Raw genomic sequence first — 18,779 nt, 5'->3', positions numbered from 1 at the left:
GTCGGCATTTGGCGGCCCCTCCGTCCTCCCCGGGGCTGCAACGCGCATTCCGGGCACAAACGACCCTTCACTCTTGGGGGGCGGTGCCGATATGATGTGCATTGCGGTGCTGTCTTCCGGGACAGTCGCACCTGTCCGGATGTCCGGCGGGGGACTTCACGATTGCAGGGCCGCGTGACGGCCCGGACGAAAGCCGACACCAAGGCGATGATCGACCACACCACCCGTTTCGACCCTGGCGTTTTGGCCGGCGCCAATGCCGCGCTGCTCCAGGCGACTGGTATCCGTGCCGCCGGCCCGAGCGACGCCCCGCCCGGCGGTGGCCAGAACAATGGTGGTGACGGCGTCAATACTGGCGTTGTCGTACGCACCAGGCCGAAGACCCGTAAGCCCGCGATGTACAAGGTGCTGATGCTGAACGACGACTACACGCCGATGGAATTCGTCGTGCATGTCCTCGAACGCTTCTTTCAGAAGAACCGGGACGAAGCAACGCGGATCATGCTGCACGTGCATCGGCGCGGCGTCGGCGTTTGTGGCGTTTTCACCTATGAGGTCGCAGAGACCAAGGTGACCCAGGTGATGGACCTGGCGCGGCAGAACCAGCATCCGCTCCAGTGCACCATCGAGAAAGAGTGAAACTACGGCGGTTTTCATCAGGGCGGGGAGGGCCGCCTGGCGCTTCGCGTCACGGGAGTTACATCTTGTGGCGACTGTTTGGCATTTCGCCCACAATCTGGGCCTAACATTACCCGCCGAAGCTGCCAACATGTGTATGACACGACACGGGGCCCGCGCGACACTGAGGCGCGTCGGCCCCTTCAGGGGAGCCTGCCGATGCTGTCCCGCAACCTCGAACAGACGCTCCACCGGGCGCTCGGTCTCGCGAACGACCGCAAACATGAGTATGCGACACTAGAACACCTTCTGCTGGCCTTGGCGGAAGACACCGACGCCACCACCGTCCTGCGCGCCTGTGGCGTCGATGTGGACCGGTTGAAGCGCGACCTCGGTGAATTCCTCGACAAGGATCTGGCCGGGCTGGTCTCCGATCGCGGGGCGGAGCCGAAGCCGACCGCCGGCTTCCAGCGCGTCGTCCAGCGCGCCGCCATCCATGTGCAATCCAGCGGCAAGGATGAGGTCTCGGGCGCCAATGTGCTCGTCGCCCTCTTCTCCGAGCGGGAGAGCCATGCCGTCTATTTCCTGCAGCTGCAGGACATGACGCGGCTGGATGCCGTCAACTTCATCAGCCATGGCATCGCCAAATCCCCCGGGCGCAGCCAGGCGCGGCCACCGACCGGTTCCAAGGATGGCGGCGGGCCGGAGGAGCCCGAGGAGAAGGAGCGCCCCGTCCGCGGCAAGGCTCAGGACGCGCTGACCAACTACTGCGTGAACCTGAACAAGAAGGCGATGGCCGGGAAGATCGACCCGCTGATCGGCCGCGACCCCGAGATCGAGCGGACGATCCAGATCCTCTGCCGCCGGACCAAGAACAACCCGCTTTATGTCGGCGATCCCGGCGTGGGCAAGACCGCGATCGCCGAGGGCCTGGCCAAGCGCATCATCGAGGGTGACGTGCCCGAGGTGCTGGCGAAGTCCACGATCTTCGCGCTCGACATGGGCAGCCTGCTCGCCGGCACCCGCTACCGCGGCGATTTCGAGGAGCGGCTGAAGGCCGTGGTGAACGAGTTGGAGGCCCAGCCGGGCTCCATCCTGTTCATCGACGAGATCCATACGGTGATCGGGGCCGGGGCGACCTCGGGCGGGGCCATGGATGCCTCCAACCTGCTCAAGCCCGCCCTTGCCCAGGGGACGCTGCGTTGCATCGGCAGCACCACCTACAAGGAATACCGCCAGCACTTCGAGAAGGACCGCGCGCTGGTCCGCCGCTTCCAGAAGATCGATGTGAACGAGCCCTCGGTCGAGGATGCGGTCAAGATCCTCCAGGGGCTCAAGACCAACTACGAGAAGCACCACAAGGTCCGCTACACCCCCGAGGCGATCCGCGCCGCGGTCGAGCTTTCGGCCAAGTACATCCATGACCGCAAGCTGCCGGACAAGGCGATCGACGTGATCGATGAGGTCGGCGCCTCGCGGATGCTGCTGCCGGAGAACAAGCGCAGGAAGACGGTGACGCTCAAGGACGTCGAGGACATCGTCGCCAAGATCGCCCGCATTCCGCCCAAGTCGGTCTCCTCCGACGACAAGGAGACGCTGCGGACCCTGGAGCGCGACCTGAAGTCGATGGTCTTCGGCCAGGATCGCGCGATCGACGCCCTTTCGGCGGCGATCAAGCTCTCCCGCGCCGGGCTGCGCGACATGGAAAAGCCGATCGGCAACTATCTGTTCAGTGGCCCGACCGGCGTCGGCAAGACCGAGGTCGCCAAGCAACTGGCCAAGGTGCTGGGGATCGAGCTGATCCGCTTCGACATGTCGGAATACATGGAGCGGCACAGCATCTCCCGGCTGATCGGCGCGCCCCCGGGCTATGTCGGCTTCGACCAGGGCGGCCTGCTGACCGACAGCATCGACCAGCATCCCCATGCGGTGCTGCTGCTCGATGAGATCGAGAAGGCCCACCAGGACCTCTACAACATCCTGTTGCAGGTCATGGACCATGGGAAGCTGACCGACCACAACGGCAAGACGGTCGATTTCCGCAATGTCGTGCTGATCATGACCACCAATGCCGGCGCGGCCGACATGGCCAAGCCGACCATCGGCTTCGGTCGCGACGTCCGCACCGGCGAGGATGAGGATGCGATCAAGCGCATGTTCACCCCCGAGTTCCGCAACCGGCTGGATGCGGTGGTGCCCTTCGCCGCGCTGTCGCAGGAAGTCGTGGGCCGGGTCGTGGACAAGTTCGTGATGCAGCTGGAAGCCCAGCTCGCGGATCGCAACGTGACCATCGAACTGTCCTCGGCCGCCCGCGAATGGCTGGCGGAACGCGGCTACGATCCGCTCTATGGCGCCCGGCCGCTGGCCCGGGTGATCCAGGAGACGATCAAGAAGCCGCTGGCCGAGGAGCTGTTGTTCGGCCGCCTGGTGAAGGGTGGCTCGGTGAAGGTGCAGCTCAAGGATGGCGCGCTTGCCTTCGACTACACCGAGGCACCGCCGCCGGCCCTGCCGAAGCCCGAGGCCGGGCCTGACGGGGATTCGGAAAAGGAACCGGAAGCCGTCGAATAAGGCTCCCCGCCTCCCATATGAAGAAAGCGCGGTCCGCAATGGCCGCGCTTTTTTTGTGGGAGAATGGAATGAGTGCCGTGAAGGACTGGCCCGCCTATAACGCCGCGCTGCGCGTGCAGGGCAAGGATATGACCCGGCTGCACCCCGAACTCATGAAGGGGTTCGGCGCGTTGAGCGCGGGTGCGGCGAAGACGCAGCATCTGGATGCCAAGACGCGCGAGCTGATCGCCTTGGCCGTGGCCGTCACCACCCGCTGCGATGGCTGTCTGGACGCGCATGTGGCCAAGGCTTTGAAGGCCGGTGCGACCAAGGCGGAAATGGCCGAGGCCCTGGGCGTCGCCATCGCCCTCAATGCGGGCGCGGCGCTGACCTTTTCGCTGCACGCCCTCGACCGGGCGGATCTGCCGCCCGCATAAAGAAGGGGGCGGCATTGCTGCCGTCCCCCTCCCTTTCGTTGACAGGCGCTGGCGTCAGGCCTTGTCGACGAGGTTCTTCACGGCGTCCTTGGCCTTGCCGACCGCCTGCTGGGCCTCGCCCTTGCGCTCCTGCACAATGCCGTCAGCCTGCATTTCCTTGTCGCCGGTCATCTTGCCGACGCCCTGCTTCACATTGCCCACGGCTTCGTTCGCGAGGCCCTTGGCCTTGTCACCAGTGCTGGTCATGGAGTGCTCTCCGTTGATGTTCCGGTCCGGCGGGAAGCGCCGGATCACTCGATAAACGCAGTGAGCAGGGGTTGGTTGCGCGACGGATCAGGCCTGCGCGGCGAGGGCTTCCTCCCGATAGGCATCCAGCACGCGCAGCCCGCCGCCCGATGTCTCGACATGCCAGAAGGTCCAGCCGTTGCAGGAGGGGGCCTCCTGCACCGCGGCACCCACCGAATGGATCGAGCCCGTGGCGGTGCCGCAGCGCAGCGTGCCATCCACACCGACCTCGGCCGACCAGCGGCGCTGGCGGTCGCTCAGCCGCGATCCGGGCGGAACCAGCCCGCGTTCCACCAGCACGCCGAAGGCAAGCCGTGGCTGTTCGCGCTTGGAGGGCAGTGCCAGGGCCGCACTCTCCGGCAATGGCACCACGGCGGCGATGCGGGCGCGGGCGGCCGCGGCATAGCCGGGGTCGCGTTCGATGCCGATGAAGCGCCGCCCCATCCGCCGCGCCACCGCCGCGGTGGTGCCGGTGCCGAGGAAGGGGTCGAGGATGATCTCGCCCGCATTGGTGCTGGCCAGGATCACCCGGTGCAGCAGCGCCTCCGGCTTCTGGGTCGGGTGCAGCTTGTCGCCCGCGGCATCGCGCAGCCGTTCATGCCCGGTGCAGAGCGGGATGTACCAGTCGCTGCGCATCTGGGTGTCGTCGTTCAGCGTCTTCATCGCCTGGTAGTTGAAGCGATACTTGCTGGCCGGATCGCGCGCGGCCCAGACCAGGGTCTCATGCGCATTGGTGAAGCGCCGGCCGCGGAAATTCGGCATCGGATTGGCCTTGCGCCAGATCACGTCGTTGAGGATCCAGAACCCCATGTCCTGCAAAGCCGCACCCAGGCGGAAGACGTTGTGGTAGGCCCCCATCACCCAGATCGTGCCGTCCCGCCGCAGCACCCGGCGGCATTCGGTCAGCCAGGCGCGGGTGAAGGCGTCATAGGTGGGCAGGTCCGCGAAGCGGTCCCACTCGTCATCCACACCGTCCACCAGGCTGTCATCCGGCCGGCGCAAGGTGCCCTTGAGCTGAAGGTTGTAGGGCGGGTCGGCGAAGATCGCATGCACAGAGGCGGGCGGCAGCCGGCGCAGAACTTCGAGGCTGTCGCCACACAGCACCTCATCCAGCGGCAAATCGAGCAGGGTCCCCACGCTTAGCCCTTTTTTCGCGAATCGGCAACCCGACCATGAGTCTCCCGAGTCGCGGCGTCAAGCGGCGGCGTAGGCGGCCTCTACCGGCGCGAAGCCGCGGCGGTGGTGCGGGCAGGGGCCGATCTCGGCCAGCACGGTCCGGTGCATCAGCGTGGGATAGCCCTGGTGGGAGGCGAAGCCATAGCCCGGCCACCGCGGATGCAGCCGCGCCATGCAGCGGTCGCGCGTGACCTTGGCGAGGATCGAGGCCGCGGCGATCGACAGGCTGAGCGCATCGCCGCCGACGAGGCAGCGCAGCGGCACCGCCAACACCGGGGGCTGGTTGCCATCGACCAGCACCAGCCCCGGCACCACCGCGAGCCGCGCGACGGCGCGCGCCATGGCCAGATGCGTCGCGCGCAGGATGTTCAGCCGCCCGATCTCGGTGGCCGATGCCGCGCCGATCGCGAAATGCAGCAGCCCGTCTCGCGCGGCGGCGCGCAGCGCGTCATGCGCGTCCTGGCGATGCCGCGCGCTGAGCCGCTTGCTGTCGTCGATCAGCCCGGCCAGGGCGGGGGAGGGGCATCCGAGGAAGATGACCGCCGCCGCCAGCACGGGCCCCGCGAGCGGGCCGCGCCCCGCCTCATCGACTCCGGCGACGAGGCCGCCGGCCTCAGCCTCATGCAGGAAATCCGGGGGCATCAATCCAACTGCGGGTAGGGGACGAATCCGAAGCAACTGACCACGTCGTTGAGGATACCATCGCGTACCACCAGCAGCAGCCTGTCGCTATGCTGTTCGATCCAGCGCGGCAGCCAGGGCGCGAAGCCAAGGCCGCGCAGTTCCAGCGGTCCGACCTCGTCCAGCACCACCGTCGTCAGCGCGGGGTTGGCGAATGCGCTCTCCATCCGCTCGGCCGCCCAGTAGAAGGCACCGGTGCGGAAGCGGAACCGGCCGACCTGCTGCACACTGGTCTCCGGCGCTTCGGTGCTGGCATCCATGGGCACCGCCGCGAGGTCGCGCAGGTCGCGGAACCAGCGGGTCGCACCCTCCTGCGGGCTCACGATGCCGCCGAGGCTGGGCTCCGTCACCGCACGCGTCATCAGGCGGGTGGTCTTGCCGGTATGCACCGGCCCGGTCAGGACGGCGACGCTGGGGCTGAAGTCGAACACCATGCCGGCAGTTTGCAGTGCAGCACGACAGGATGCCAGCAGTTACCGCAGCCCGAGCCGCCCCAGTGCGAGCAAAGCGGTATAGAGCCCCGCGACATGGGTCGCATGGCCGATGCCGCCCCCCTCGCCCATTTCAGCGAGGACCTCGGCCACCGGGCGCAGCAGCACGCTCATGGTCTCGCCCGGCTCGCGATGCGGGGCGGCGACAACCTCGGCATCCAGGGCGATGACGGTATGCACGCGATTGTTGAATTTGGCGGGCTCGGGCGAACGGGCGGCGATGTGGCGGGCGCCGGCGGCGCCGAAGCCGGTCTCCTCGCGCAATTCGCGCATCCCCGCGGTCACCGGGTCCTCGCCGGGGTCGATCACCCCGCCGGGCAGTTCCGTGACCCAGGCGCCGATGCCCTGGCGCCATTGCCGCACCAGCACCAGCCGGTCATCGGCGGTCAGCGCCACGACATGCACCCAATCGGGGTAGAGCTGGACATAATACGGGTCCAGCACCGCCCCGTCCGGGGCGCGGCAGCACTGGGCACGCAGGTCGATCCAGCGGTCCCGGACGAGGCTGCGTTCCGAGACCAGATCCCAGCCGGGCGCGTCCGCGCTCACTCGGCCGCCTGGGCATAGGCCTCGAGGGGCGCGCAGGTGCAGACCAGATTGCGGTCGCCATAGACATTGTCCACCCGCTTCACCGGCGGCCAGTATTTCTGCGCCCGGACGTAAGGCAGCGGGAAGGCCGCTTCCTCCCGCGTGTAGCCATGCGGCCAATCGGTCGCGGTGACTTCCTCGGCGGTGTGGGGGGCGTGCTTCAGCGGGTTGTCGGCGCGATCCAGGGTGCCGGCCTCGATGCGGGCGATCTCGCCGCGGATGCTCACCATCGCCTCGATGAAACGGTCGAGCTCGGCCAGCGGCTCGCTTTCCGTGGGCTCGATCATCAAGGTGCCGGTGACCGGCCAGGACATGGTCGGCGCGTGGAAGCCGTAATCCTGCAACCGCTTGGCGATGTCCTCAACCATCACCCCGGCCGAGGCCTGGAAGCCGCGGCAGTCGAGGATGCATTCATGCGCCACCATCCCTTGGCTGCCCTGGTAGAGGATCGGGTAATGCGGTGCCAGCTTGGCCGCCATGTAGTTCGCCGAGAGGATGGCGACCGAGGTCGCCTGCCGCAGCCCCTCGGCGCCCATCATGCGGATATAGGCATAGGGGATCGGCAGGATCGCCGCCGAGCCGAAGGGCGCGGCCGAGACCGGCCCATAGCCGGTGGCGGGACCGCCCGCCGCCAGCAGCGGATGGTTGGGCAGATGCGGCGCGAGATGCGCCGCAACCCCGATCGGCCCCACGCCCGGCCCACCGCCGCCATGCGGGATGCAGAAGGTCTTGTGCAGGTTCAAATGGCAGACATCGGCGCCGATGGCGGCGGGGCTGGTCAGCCCGACCTGCGCATTCATGTTGGCGCCATCCATGTACACCTGCCCGCCGGCCCCATGGATGATGGCGCAGGCCTCGCGGATACCTTCCTCGAAGACGCCATGGGTGCTGGGGTAGGTGACCATCAGCGCCGCAAGCCGGTCGGCGTGCTGCGCGGCCTTGGCCGCCAGATCGGCGAGATCGACATTGCCATCGCGGTCGCAGCCGACCACCACCACCCGCATTCCCGCCATCGCCGCCGAGGCCGGGTTGGTGCCATGCGCGGAGGAGGGGATCAGGCAGACATCGCGCTGCGTATCGCCGCGGGCGGCGTGCCAGGCGCGGATGGCGAGCAGGCCGGCGAATTCGCCCTGGCTGCCGGCATTGGGCTGCAGCGACACCGCCGCAAACCCCGTCGCGGCGCAGAGCCAGGCGGACAGCCGTTCGACCAGGGTCAGATAGCCGGCGGCCTGATCGGCGGGGACAAAGGGATGCATCCGCGCGAAGCCGGGCAAGGTGATCGGCATCATCTCCGCCGTCGCATTCAGCTTCATGGTGCAGGAGCCGAGCGGGATCATGCTGCGGTTCAGCGCGACGTCACGATCCTCCAGCTTTTTCAGGTAGCGCAGCATCGCGTGCTCGGAGTGGTAGGCCGAGAACACCTGCGCGGTGCAGAAGGGGCTGGTGCGCACCAGCGCCTCCGGCAGTGGCGCGGGGGCGGCCAGCGCGTCCTTCGCGCCGAGCACCAGGGCCAGCGTCGCGAGCGTCGCCTCGGTCACCACCTCATCCGTCGAGATGCCGATGCCCGTCGCGTCGATCCGGCGCAGGTTGATGCCGGCGCCAAGGGCCGCGGCCATGATCGCATCGGCGCGGGCGCCGGCCTCGATCGCGATGGTATCGAAGAAGATGTCATGGCGCAGCGTGAACCCCGCCTGCGTGGCGGCATCGGCCAGCATCCCGGCGGCGAGGCGCGTGCGCATCGCGATGCGGCGCAGACCCTCCGGCCCATGCCAGACCGCATACATCGCGGCCATCACCGCCAGCAGCACCTGGGCGGTGCAGATGTTCGAGGTCGCCTTCTCGCGGCGGATGTGCTGTTCGCGGGTCTGCAGCGCGAGGCGCATCGCCGGGCGCCCGGCGGCATCCAGGCTGACGCCGACCAGACGGCCGGGCAGCAGGCGCTTCAGCCCGTCCTTCACCGCCATATAGCCGGCATGCGGGCCGCCATAGCCCATGGGCACGCCAAAGCGCTGGGTGCTGCCGACGGCGATATCGGCGCCCATCTCCCCGGGTGGGGTCAGCAGGCAGAGCGACAGCGGATCGGCGGCGACGATGGCCAGACCGCCCACGGCATGGATGGCGGCGATCTCGGGGCGCAGGTCACGGATTTCGCCGGTGCTGCCCGGATATTGCAGCAGCAGCGCGAACGGCTTTTGGGCTGCGCAGGCGGCAACGATCTCGGCGGGCGCCACGACCTCCACGATTACACCGGCGGGGGCGGCGCGGGTGCGCAGCACGGCGAGGCTCTGCGGATGCAGATCGGCGGCGACCAGCAGCGTGTCGGACTTGCCCTTATGGGCGGCGAGGGCCAGCGCCACCGCCTCGGCCGCCGCGGTGCCCTCGTCCAGCAGGCTGGCATTGGCGACCGGCAGGCCGGTGAGGTCGGTGACCAGGGTCTGGAAGGTGACCAGCGCCTCCAGCCGCCCCTGGGCGATCTCGGCTTGGTAGGGGGTATAGGCGGTGTACCAGCCCGGGTTCTCCAGCACATTGCGCAGGATCACCGGCGGCACATGGGTGTTGTGGTAGCCGAGCCCGATCAGCGAGAGGATGTCGGACCGGTTCTGCGCCGCGAGGGCGCCGAGTTCGGCCAGCACCTCCGCCTCATTCACCACCGCCGGGATCGCCGAAAGGTCGGCGCCCGCGATGCTGGCGGGGATGGTGCGGGCGATCGCCGCCTCCAGGCTGTCGCAACCGATGGCGCGCAGCATCACCGCCTGTTCGGCGGCATCCGGGGCGATGTGGCGGCGGATGAAACCGTCATGATCGGCCAATGCGGCGAAGGCTGCGCGCCCGGACATCACAGGCTCTCCACATAGGCGGTGTAGGCGTCCTGATCGAGCAGATCGTCGAAGGCGGCGGCGTCGGCCAGTTCCATGCGGAAGAACCAGCCGGCCCCGGCGGGGTCGCTGTTCACCAGCGCGGGTTCGTCGGACAGCGCCGCATTGCTCTCGGTGATGCGCCCGGCCAGCGGGGCATAGACGTCCGAGGCGGCCTTGACGCTTTCGACGACGGCGACGGCCTCATTGGCCTCGACCTCGCGCCCAGCTTCGGGAAGGTCGACGAAGACGACGTCGCCGAGTGCCGTCTGCGCATGGTCGGTGATGCCGACGGTGGCGAGGGTGCCGTCCAGGCTGACCCATTCATGGTCCTTGGTGAAGCGCAGCATGGGGCGGCCTTTCAGCGGATGTAGCGATGGGGAACGAAGGGCAGGGGGGCGACGCGGGCCAGGACCGGCTTGCCGCGTACCATCAGATGCAGCGGCGTGCCGTCCACCGCCTGGGCGGGAGGCACGTAGCCCATGGCGACGGGCGCGTTCACCGTGGGGCCGAAGCCGCCGGAGGTGACGATGCCGATCGCCTCGCCGTCGGGCAGATGGATCGGCGTGCCGGCGCGGGCGGGCTGGCGGCCCTCGATGGCCAGGCCGACGCGGCGTCGGGCAGGGCCATCGGCGAGTTCACCGCGAACGCGATCGGCCCCGGGGAAATCGTCGGCCATGCGGCGGCGCTTGCCCATGGTCCAGGTCAGCCCGGCCTCGACCGGGCTCGTGGTCTCATCCAAATCCTGGCCATAGAGGCAGAGCCCGGCCTCCAGCCGCAGCGAATCCCGCGCGCCGAGCCCGGCCAAGGTGATGCCGAGGGCCAGCAAGGCGCGGGCGAAGGCCTCGGCCTGGTCGGCGGCGACGCTGATCTCGAAGCCATCCTCGCCGGTGTAGCCGCTGCGGGTGGCGATGACCTCGGCCCCCAGCAGGGTGGTTTCCGCGACACCCATGAAGGGCAGATGGGCGAGGGAGGGCAGCAACTCCGCCGCCTTCGGCCCCTGCACCGCCAGCAGCGCCCGGTCCGGCCAGGGCGTGAGGGTCACGCCGGGCGGCAGCAGGGATTCGATGCGCGGCAGGTCCAGATGCTTGCGGCTGGCGTTCAGCACCAGGAACAGCCGGTCGGGCCCAAGGCGCGCGCACATCGCGTCATCCAGGATGCCGCCATCCTCCGTGGTCAGCAGCAGATAGCGCTGCCGCCCGACGCGCAGCCCGTCGATATCGGCCGGGGTCGCGCGTTCCAGCGCCAGCGTGGCGCCGGGGCCTTCCAGGATCGCCTGGCCCATATGGGAGACGTCGAAGAGCGTGGCGCCGCTGCGGGTCGCGTTGTGCTCCGCCATGATCCCGCTGGGGTATTGGACCGGCATGGCGTAGCCCGCGAAGGGCACCATGCGCCCCAAAAATTCGGCGTGAAGCCCGGCAAGCGGGGTCTGCAACAGGGAATCGGCCACGGTCACTCCATCACAGCCGGCGTTTCCGCCGGTGTCGGTCCGTGGCCCCCCTCTGTCTGTGAACCTGAGAGATGCAGCCCACCGTGACAGGTGGCGCCTTGCTCCGTCGGTGCCATCCGGCTTGCGCCATCCGGGCTTTCCAGAGTCCCCTTCCCCACGCGGCCCTTGGTGCCTGAGCGTTTCCGGGGGCCGGTTGCGCCTTCGGCGGGGGTGTCGCCACCCCTCTCTCCCGCGTGGGATCAGCGGGTGCATCGGGTATGCCCGAGGGGTGGGGGGCGTGCAACGCTGATTCGCGGGGGAATGCGCGGCCGTGCTACCGCGCCGCGCATGGCCCGACCCGATCCGCAGACCACCCGCCTCCTGATCCGCCGCCTTTGGCGCGACCATGTCCGGCACCATCCGAGCGGCATCCTTGCCGCCATCATCGGCACCGTGGCGGTGGCGGGGCTGACCTCGCTCTATCCGCTGGCGATTCAGCAATCCTTCGACCTGTTCGCGGCCGGCGACATGGCGGTGGTCTGGCTGGTGCCGATCGCCATCATCGCGCTGACCTGCGCCAAGGCGGCGGCGCAGTATGGCCAGGCGCTGGCGGTGCAATCGGTGGTGCTGCGGGTGATCGAGGGCTTGCAGAACAGCCTGTTCCGCGCCCTGACCCGGGCCGATTTCGGCACCGTCGCCGGCGAGGCCCCGGCGCGCAACGCCGCCCGCTTCACCTCCGACGCCGCCGCGATCCGCGAGGCGCTGGCCAAGACCATTCAGGGCGTGGCGGATGTGCTGACCGTGGTGGGCCTCGTCGCCTCCATGATCTGGCTGGACTGGCAGATGAGCCTGATCGCCGCCGCCATGTATCCGATCGCGGCGGTGCCGATCATCAAGCTCGGCAAGCGCATCCGCCGCGCCTCCGGCGGCATGCAGGAAAGGGTGGGGGAGACGGCGGCGCTGCTGACGGAGTCCTTCGCCGCCGCCCGCGTGGTCCGCGCCTATCGGCTGGAGGAGGCCGAGGAGGCCCGCGCCGCCCGCGCCTTCGCCAATCTGCGCGAGGCACTGATGGGCATCGGCCGCAACCGCGCCCGCGTCGATCCGGTGCTGGAGGCCCTCGGCGGTTTCGCCGTCGCCGCCGTGCTGGCCTTCGTCGGCTGGCGAGTCTCGGTCGGTGTGGGCACGGTGGGCGAGTTCACCGGCTTTGTCGCCGCCCTGCTGATCGCGGCCCGGCCGCTGCGGGCGCTGGGCAGCCTGAATGCGGCGCTCCAGGAAGGGCTGGCGGGGCTGGCACGGGTGTTTGCGGTGGTGGACCGGCCTGCGGTGGTGGTGGATGCCGCCAATGCCGTGCCGCTGCCGCCTGGGCCGGGGCGGCTCGAATTCGCCGAGGTCGGCTTCACCTACACGGTGGGCGATGCCAAGGCGCTGGCAGGCCTCTCCTTCATGGCCGAGCCTGGCCGCACTGTGGCGCTGGTCGGCCCCTCGGGCGGGGGCAAGTCCACCGCCATCCAGCTGATCCCCCGGCTGTTCGACCCGAGCTTCGGCGCGGTGCTGCTGGATGGGATGGATCTGCGCGGGCTGAGCATCGCCTCGCTGCGCGATGCGATCGCCTATGTCGGCCAGGAAGCGGTGATCTTCGACGACACCGCCTTCGCCAATATCGCCTGCGGCCGCCCTGGTGCCACGCGCGAGGAGGTCGAGCATGCCGCCCGTGCCGCCCAGGCGCATGGCTTCCTGGCGGCCCTGCCGCTGGGCTACGACACCCCCCTCGGCACCGGTGGTGGCCGGCTCTCGGGCGGCCAAAAACAGCGGATCGCCTTGGCCCGCGCCCTGCTGCGCAACCCGCGCGTGCTGCTGCTGGATGAGGCGACCAGCGCGCTTGATGCCGAGAACGAGGCCGCGGTGCAGGCCGCGCTGGCGACGCTGCGCGCCGGCCGCACCACCATCGCCATCGCCCATCGCCTCGCGACGGTCAGGGATGCCGATCTGATCGTGGTGCTGGAAGCCGGGCGCGCCGTGGAGCAGGGCACGCATGAGAGCCTGCTGGCCGCGGACGGGCTCTACGCCCGGCTGGTCCGCGCCCAGGCCTTCACCGCCATAGCCTGAGGCACCTGGGCTTCCCCCTCGCTGCCGCCTGTCGGATGATGGCGGCAACGGAGGAGAAAACCCATGCCGGCCTATGCGCTCGAAGACCACATCCCGACCCTGCCGGCCGATTATTGGATCGCGCCCGACGCCCATGTCATCGGCCGCGTTCGCCTGGGGCATGAGGTCGGGGTCTGGTTCGGCGCGGTCATCCGCGGCGACAACGAACCCATCGTGATCGGCGACCGCACCAATATCCAGGAAGGCGCGATGCTGCATGTCGATGCCGGCTTCCCGATGGTGATCGGGGCCGATTGCACCATTGGCCACCATGCCATCCTGCATGGCTGCACGGTGGGCGAGGGCTCGCTGATCGGCATGGGCGCGACCGTGCTGAACGGCGCCCGCATCGGCCGCGGCTGCCTCGTCGGCGCCAATGCGCTGGTCACCGAGGGCAAGGAATTCCCCGATGGCAGCCTGATCGTCGGCGCGCCCGCCAAGGCGGTGCGGGTGCTGAGCGAGGAGGCCCAGGCGGGGCTGCTGCGCTCGGCCGCGAGCTACGTCAAAAACTGGCGTCGCTTCGCGGCCGGGTTGCGGCAGTTGTAGGCTACTCCACCTTCATGCCGGTCTTGCGGATCAGCGCGCCCCAGCGCGCCGTTTCCGCCTTGATGAAGGTTCCGAAGGCTTCCGGCGTGCCGGGCGCAACCTCTGCGGCCTCGGGCCCCATGCGACGCTGAAGCTCGGCATCGGCCAGGATTCGGTTCAGCTCCATATTCAGCCGCGCCACCACTGGCGCGGGCATACCGGCCGGGCCGACGAGCCCATACCATTGTGTCGCGTCGAAACCGGGCACGCCCTGTTCGGCGATGGTCGGCACATCGGGTGCGGCCACCGAGCGGGTGGTGGAGGAGACGCCGAGCGCCACCAGCCGGTTGTCACGCACATGCGGCAGCACGGCCGGCCCGCCGGTCATGGTGATGTCGAGGCTGCCGGAGATCAGGTCGCTCATCATCGGGCCGGTGCCGCGATAGGGCACATGCAGGAACTGGGTGTCGGTCGCATCGGCGAAGGCGGCCATGGCGATATGCGCCGCCGACCCATTGCCACCCGAGCCATAGGAAATCCCGCCCGGATCGCGCTTGGCCGCGGCGATGAGCCCCTGCACGTTGCGGGCCGCCACCTTGGCCGGATTCACCACCAGGATGTTGGCGACGCTCGCGACCTGGCCGATCGGCGCGAAGGCGGTGTCGGGGTCGTAGCCGAGGCGCGGATACAGGCTCGGGTTCACCGACAGCGTGCCGATATGGCCCATCATGATGGTGAGCCCGTCGGGGGCGGAGCGGGCGACCACCTCGGCCCCCACGGTCCCGCCGGCGCCGCCGCGATTCTCGATCACCACGGTCTGGCCGAGTGCGGCGCCCAGCGGTCCCGAGATCAGCCGCGCCAGGATGTCGGTGGTGCCGCCCGGGGTGAAGGGCACGACGAGGCGCATGGACCGATCCGGCGACCACCTTGCCTGGGCCTTGGCGCCGGGGGGCCGCAACAACAGCGCGGGGGCGGCAAGCAGCCCGAGCGAAAGGGCGGCGCGACGCGGGATCTGGATCATATATCCTCCTGCCGGGGCGGGTCAGGATGCCCCGGGCTTGGTGCAAGGTTACCGATAAATCTTTCGAATCCCGATAGACCCCTGCGCGATACCGGGCCACGATTTCGGCATGGGACGCGGCACGGCCGCAGGGGCAGTTTCGCGCCCGGCCGAACATCGCCCACCGGGAGAGAAACCACACCATGCGCAAGCGCGCCATTGTCATGACCCGCCGCAGCCTCGGGTTCGGGGCGTTGTTCACCCCTGCCATCGCGCGCGCGCAATCCGCTTGGCCCGACCGGCCCGTGACCCTGCTGGTGCCCTGGGCGCCCGGCGGGTCGAATGACGTCGTGGCGCGGCTGCTCGCCCCCGGCCTGTCCGAAGCCTTCGGCCGCCCCTTCATCATCGAGAACCGGCCCGGCGGCGGCGGCTCGGTCGGCATGGGCCAGGTCGTGCGGGCGCGGCCGGATGGCTATACCTTGCTGATCTCCTCGGCGAGCAATCACGTCATCAACCCCTTCGTGCTGCCCGACCAGGGCTATGACGTGCGCGAGGCGCTGGCACCCATCTCGATGCTGGTCGATGTGCCGAACGCGCTGGTGGTGCATCCCTCGCTGAACATCACCGACGTGCCGGGGCTGGTGGCGCTGCTGAAATCCACGCCGGGCGGCATGGCCTTCGGCTCCTCGGGCGTTGGCAGCACGAACCATCTGGCGGGCGAGTTGTTCCGGCTGAAGACGGGGACGGAGCTGACCCACATCCCCTACCGGGGGGGGGGCCCGGCCTTGGCGGATATGCTGTCCGGCACGATCAAGATCGCCTTCCAGAACCTGCCGACGGTGCTGCCCGCGCATCTGGAGGGGCGGCTGCGGATCCTTGGCGTATGCGGCGATACCCGCGTCGGCATCCGCCCCGAGATCCCGACCGTCGCCGAACAGGGTGTGACCGATTACGCCGTGCGCTCCTGGACCGGGCTGTTCGCGCCGGCGGGCACGCCCGCGGATATCCGGGAGCGGATCGCCGCGGTCACCCGCAGCGCGCTGACGCAGGATCTGGTGCGGACGCGGTTGACGGCGCTGGCCTCGGAATCGCTCTGGATGAACCCGGCCGATACCGATGCCTTCGTGCGGCGCGAATACGACCGCTGGGGGCCGGTGGTGCGGCAGGCGGGGGTGACCGCGGGGTAAAGCAGGGACGGGGCGGCTGGACAGATCCGCGGTGCGCCGGAATGCTGCGCCGCAATGTCCTTCCGCCCATTCCTTGCCCGTCTGGGTCAGCGCGTCTTCGCGCGCGGGGCCATGCCGCGCGTCAGCGTCATCATCGCGACCTGCAATCGCGCCGCCAGCCTGCCGGCGGCGATCGAGGGCCTGCGGCGGCAGCACTACCCCAGCTTCGAGGTCATCGTCGTGCCGGGCCCCTGCAAGGACGACACCTTGCAGGGGCTCGCCCGCTACCCGTGGCTGCGCGTGGTGCCCTGCCCGGAGGCCAGCGTCGGCCGGGCACGCAACATCGGCGTCGCGGCGGCGGCGGGCGAGGTGATCGTCTTTCTCGACGACGATGCCGTGCCGCGCGGCGCGGACTGGCTCGCGCTGCATGCCGGTGCCTATGTCGCGCCGGAGGTCGCCGCGGTGGGCGGCCATGTGTGGGATGCGGTGGCGGACCAGATGCAATGGCGGCTCTGCGTCTGCTCGCGCGACGGGCTGCCCGACACCGACGCGGCTGGCCCGGCGGAACGCTACCAGGGCCGGGGCGCCGATCCCTTCATCTACCTTGCCGGCTGCAACATGAGTCTGCGCCGCAGCGCCATCCAGCAGGTCGGCGGATTCAACGAGGCCCTGCCCGCGAACTACGATGATGTCGACATCTGTCGCAGGCTGATCGACGCCGGTCTGCGCATCCGCGTGCTGCCCGAGGCGCTCGTGGATCATGCCTATGCCCCCAATGCCAATCGCGATGGCCAGGGGATGATCGTCGATCCCTACCGGCTGATCGTCAGCTACGCGGTCTTTGTCGGGCATAACCCGGTGCCCGGCGCCGCGCCGGATGCGGCCGAGACGCTCACGCGCCGCTGGGCCGGGTCGTGGCGCGAGAATGCCCGGTGGCGCGCCGAAACCGGCCAGCTTGCCGAGGCCGCGCTGCCGCGCTTCCTCGAACGGATCGAGGCGGGTGAGCGGGAGGGGCTGCGCCTGGGCGCGCAGCCGCGCCTGCACCGGGCCTTCCCGGCAGCCGATCCGGCCGCGTTCCGCCCCATCCGGCATGCCGCCTGACCGGCGCTTGCCGTCGCCCGGGGCAGCGGCGAATGTCGGCGCACAACAGCCAAGACAGGGCCGGACATGTCCGACACGAAACCCACCCCCTGGATCGATCCCGAAGTTCTGGCCGCCCAGACGCTGCTGCGGGAAAAAGGGGTCGCCCCCGGGAACGCCCAGCTCCAGCCCTTTCCCGAGGCGCGCGCCGCCACCCGCGCCTATCAGGCGGCGCTGAACGAGGGCGGGCCAGCGCTTCCCGCCGTGACCGAGCACCTGGTGACCGGCGATTTTCCGCAGGTGAAGGTCCGGCTCTACCGCCCCGAGGGCAGCGCGCCGCAGCCTGTGTTCCTGCATGTGCATGGCGGTGGCTTCGCCTTCGGTGACATCGACTCGCTCGACCGCTGGAAGCGCGAGCTGGCCGCGGAAACCGGCGCCGTCATCGTCGGGCTGGACTACGCGCTGTCGCCGGACCATCGCTACCCGGTGGCGTTGGAGCAGGTGCTGGCGGTGCTGCGCTGGCTCCGTGCGGAGGCATCGGCCCTTGGCCTCGATGCCGACCGCATGGGCATCGCCGGCGATTCCGCCGGTGGCAACCTGGCCCTCTCGGCACTGCTGGCGCTGCGCGATGCCGGGGAGCCGGGGCCGCGCTTCGGCGCCATCATCTATGGGATGCTTTCGGCCGAGCATGACAGTGAGTCTCATCGCGACTGGGGCGATGGCACCTATGGCCTCTCGACCGACAAGCTCGCCTGGTATTGGGACCTTCATCTCGGTGGCGCGACGGCGAGCCATGGCTATCCGCTGCATGCCGACATGGCGGGGTTGCCGCCGCTGCTGCTGCTGGCGGCGGGGTTGGATCCGCTGCTGGACGATACGCTGAAGCTCGACCGCAAGCTGACCGCCGCCGGGGTCGAGCACAGCATGACGCTCTATCGCGGCGTCCCGCATGGCTTCATCGGCCAGACCGCGCTGCTGTCCCAGGCGCAGGAGGCGCGGCGGGCGGTCGCGGCAGGGATCGCGCGCTACCTGTGATACCGCGCGCCTGACATCCCACCCGCGTGCCGCGTGCCGCCTGACGCCGCGCGCCATCATGACGTTGCCGAAAACGAGACGATCGGCGAAGTCCGGGCTCGCGCCGCCGAGGTAGGCTGCCGCGTCAGCCGCCCAGGCTGCGCGCCACGAAGGGCAGGAAATGCGCGACGGGCGGCGTCTCCAGCCCGGCGATCTTGGCTTCCTCGTCATAGCGGCGCAGCCGCACCGCGGCTTCGGCCTGGGGCAGGGCGCGGAAGGCCGCGACCTCCTCCGCCGACATCGGTCCGCCTTGCAGGCTGAGGCTCAACACGCTGTCCGGCGCCAGCTTGTCGAAGTATCCGGGCTCGGTCGCGCAGAGGAAGCGCTTGGCGGCCACATGCAGCCGCACCGGTTCGGTCACCTCCGGCGGGAAGGCGCGGGCGAGCCAGGCGTGGCCGTATTCCTCATGCTTGTCGTCCACGCCATCCTCGGCGGGGTTTTCGCCAAGGTCATGCACCAGATGGCCGATGTCGTGCAGCAGGGCCGCGGCGACCAGCGCGTCCGGCTCGCCCTCGCGCTCGGCCTGCCAGGCGGCCTGCAAGGCATGCTGCCTCTGCGTGACGTCATGCAGGCCGTAGCGGCCATCCGCCCGGCCCTCCATCATCGCGCCGATCTCGGCGACCAGCGCCGCGCGCTCCTCTGCCGTGCGCTCCTCTGCCGCGCGCTTCTCTGGCGTCATCAT

The 18,779-nt window shown here is 69.5% G+C and carries 18 protein-coding genes and 2 riboswitches; of the genes, 8 read left to right on the top strand and 10 right to left on the bottom strand.

The window, feature by feature from the left end:
* The first annotated feature begins 207 nt into the window (after positions 1-207).
* The 3 genes from clpS to C8P66_RS04665 all read left to right on the top strand — a co-directional run bounded on the left by clpS (position 208) and on the right by C8P66_RS04665 (position 3,602).
* A complete protein-coding gene (gene clpS, locus C8P66_RS04675; protein WP_456303632.1) occupies positions 208-639 on the top strand; it encodes an ATP-dependent Clp protease adapter ClpS in 432 nt (143 codons plus the stop codon).
* Positions 640-837: 198 nt separating this feature from the next.
* A complete protein-coding gene (gene clpA, locus C8P66_RS04670; RefSeq protein WP_111396994.1) occupies positions 838-3,186 on the top strand; it encodes an ATP-dependent Clp protease ATP-binding subunit ClpA in 2,349 nt (782 codons plus the stop codon).
* Positions 3,187-3,263: 77 nt separating this feature from the next.
* Positions 3,264-3,602, top strand: coding sequence for a carboxymuconolactone decarboxylase family protein (locus C8P66_RS04665; protein WP_408881970.1), 339 nt, complete (start codon positions 3,264-3,266; stop codon positions 3,600-3,602).
* A gap of 54 nt (positions 3,603-3,656) precedes the next feature.
* Here the strand turns inward: C8P66_RS04665 and C8P66_RS04660 are convergent, their stop codons facing one another.
* The 8 genes from C8P66_RS04660 to gcvT form a co-directional block, all read right to left on the bottom strand.
* Positions 3,657-3,848 carry a CsbD family protein gene (locus C8P66_RS04660; protein ID WP_111397131.1) on the bottom strand — a complete coding sequence of 64 codons (192 nt, stop codon included), beginning with the start codon at positions 3,846-3,848 and terminating at the stop codon, positions 3,657-3,659.
* Positions 3,849-3,935: 87 nt separating this feature from the next.
* Positions 3,936-5,024, bottom strand: coding sequence for a site-specific DNA-methyltransferase (locus C8P66_RS04655; protein ID WP_211314028.1), 1,089 nt, complete (start codon positions 5,022-5,024; stop codon positions 3,936-3,938).
* A 57-nt stretch (positions 5,025-5,081) separates the two neighbouring features.
* Complete coding sequence (locus C8P66_RS04650; protein WP_111396993.1) at positions 5,082-5,705, bottom strand: ribonuclease HII; 624 nt, start codon at positions 5,703-5,705, stop codon at positions 5,082-5,084.
* Positions 5,705-6,178: a P-loop NTPase family protein gene (locus tag C8P66_RS04645; protein WP_111396992.1), complete on the bottom strand. Its 474-nt coding sequence runs from the start codon at positions 6,176-6,178 to the stop codon at positions 5,705-5,707. Before C8P66_RS04645 ends, C8P66_RS04650 begins: the two co-directional genes overlap by 1 nt.
* 39 nt (positions 6,179-6,217) lie before the next feature.
* The gene (locus C8P66_RS04640) at positions 6,218-6,784 is read right to left on the bottom strand and encodes an NUDIX hydrolase (RefSeq protein ID WP_111396991.1); all 567 of its coding nucleotides are present in this window, start codon (positions 6,782-6,784) and stop codon (positions 6,218-6,220) included.
* Entirely contained in the window at positions 6,781-9,660 is a 2,880-nt protein-coding gene (gene gcvP, locus C8P66_RS04635; RefSeq protein WP_111396990.1) for an aminomethyl-transferring glycine dehydrogenase, read from the bottom strand. The genes C8P66_RS04640 and gcvP overlap by 4 nt, the downstream gene beginning before the upstream one ends.
* Complete coding sequence (gcvH, locus tag C8P66_RS04630; protein WP_111396989.1) at positions 9,660-10,028, bottom strand: glycine cleavage system protein GcvH; 369 nt, start codon at positions 10,026-10,028, stop codon at positions 9,660-9,662. The genes gcvP and gcvH overlap by 1 nt, the downstream gene beginning before the upstream one ends.
* Before the next feature lie 11 nt (positions 10,029-10,039).
* Positions 10,040-11,128, bottom strand: coding sequence for a glycine cleavage system aminomethyltransferase GcvT (gcvT, locus tag C8P66_RS04625; protein WP_111397129.1), 1,089 nt, complete (start codon positions 11,126-11,128; stop codon positions 10,040-10,042).
* A 50-nt stretch (positions 11,129-11,178) separates the two neighbouring features.
* A riboswitch (glycine riboswitch) is annotated at positions 11,179-11,273 on the bottom strand.
* A gap of 4 nt (positions 11,274-11,277) precedes the next feature.
* Positions 11,278-11,370: riboswitch (glycine riboswitch) on the bottom strand.
* Positions 11,371-11,455: 85 nt separating this feature from the next.
* On the opposite strand from gcvT, the gene C8P66_RS04620 reads away from it, so the two are divergent.
* Positions 11,456-13,213, top strand: a complete 1,758-nt coding sequence (locus tag C8P66_RS04620) for an ABC transporter ATP-binding protein (RefSeq protein WP_111396988.1) — start codon at positions 11,456-11,458, stop codon at positions 13,211-13,213.
* Positions 13,214-13,276: 63 nt separating this feature from the next.
* Positions 13,277-13,798 (top strand): gamma carbonic anhydrase family protein, encoded by a 522-nt coding sequence (locus tag C8P66_RS04615; protein WP_111396987.1) that lies wholly within the window; start codon positions 13,277-13,279, stop codon positions 13,796-13,798.
* 1 nt (position 13,799) lies between these two features.
* On the opposite strand, the gene C8P66_RS04610 is transcribed toward C8P66_RS04615, so the two are convergent.
* Positions 13,800-14,798, bottom strand: a complete 999-nt coding sequence (locus C8P66_RS04610; RefSeq protein ID WP_111396986.1) for a Bug family tripartite tricarboxylate transporter substrate binding protein — start codon at positions 14,796-14,798, stop codon at positions 13,800-13,802.
* Between the two features lie 182 nt (positions 14,799-14,980).
* On the opposite strand from C8P66_RS04610, the gene C8P66_RS04605 reads away from it, so the two are divergent.
* The 3 genes from C8P66_RS04605 to C8P66_RS04595 all read left to right on the top strand — a co-directional run bounded on the left by C8P66_RS04605 (position 14,981) and on the right by C8P66_RS04595 (position 18,058).
* Positions 14,981-15,964 carry a Bug family tripartite tricarboxylate transporter substrate binding protein gene (locus C8P66_RS04605; RefSeq protein WP_111396985.1) on the top strand — a complete coding sequence of 328 codons (984 nt, stop codon included), beginning with the start codon at positions 14,981-14,983 and terminating at the stop codon, positions 15,962-15,964.
* Positions 15,965-16,075: 111 nt separating this feature from the next.
* Positions 16,076-17,044, top strand: a complete 969-nt coding sequence (locus C8P66_RS04600; protein WP_158537098.1) for a glycosyltransferase family 2 protein — start codon at positions 16,076-16,078, stop codon at positions 17,042-17,044.
* 66 nt (positions 17,045-17,110) lie between these two features.
* Entirely contained in the window at positions 17,111-18,058 is a 948-nt protein-coding gene (locus tag C8P66_RS04595; RefSeq protein WP_111396983.1) for an alpha/beta hydrolase fold domain-containing protein, read from the top strand.
* 124 nt (positions 18,059-18,182) lie between these two features.
* On the opposite strand, the gene C8P66_RS04590 is transcribed toward C8P66_RS04595, so the two are convergent.
* Positions 18,183-18,779 (bottom strand): phosphonate degradation HD-domain oxygenase, encoded by a 597-nt coding sequence (locus C8P66_RS04590; RefSeq protein WP_245903209.1) that lies wholly within the window; start codon positions 18,777-18,779, stop codon positions 18,183-18,185.

It is taken from the genome of Humitalea rosea (assembly GCF_003253705.1).
Lineage (GTDB): Bacteria > Pseudomonadota > Alphaproteobacteria > Acetobacterales > Acetobacteraceae > Humitalea > Humitalea rosea.
This window is presented reverse-complemented; position numbering and strand designations above follow the sequence as displayed.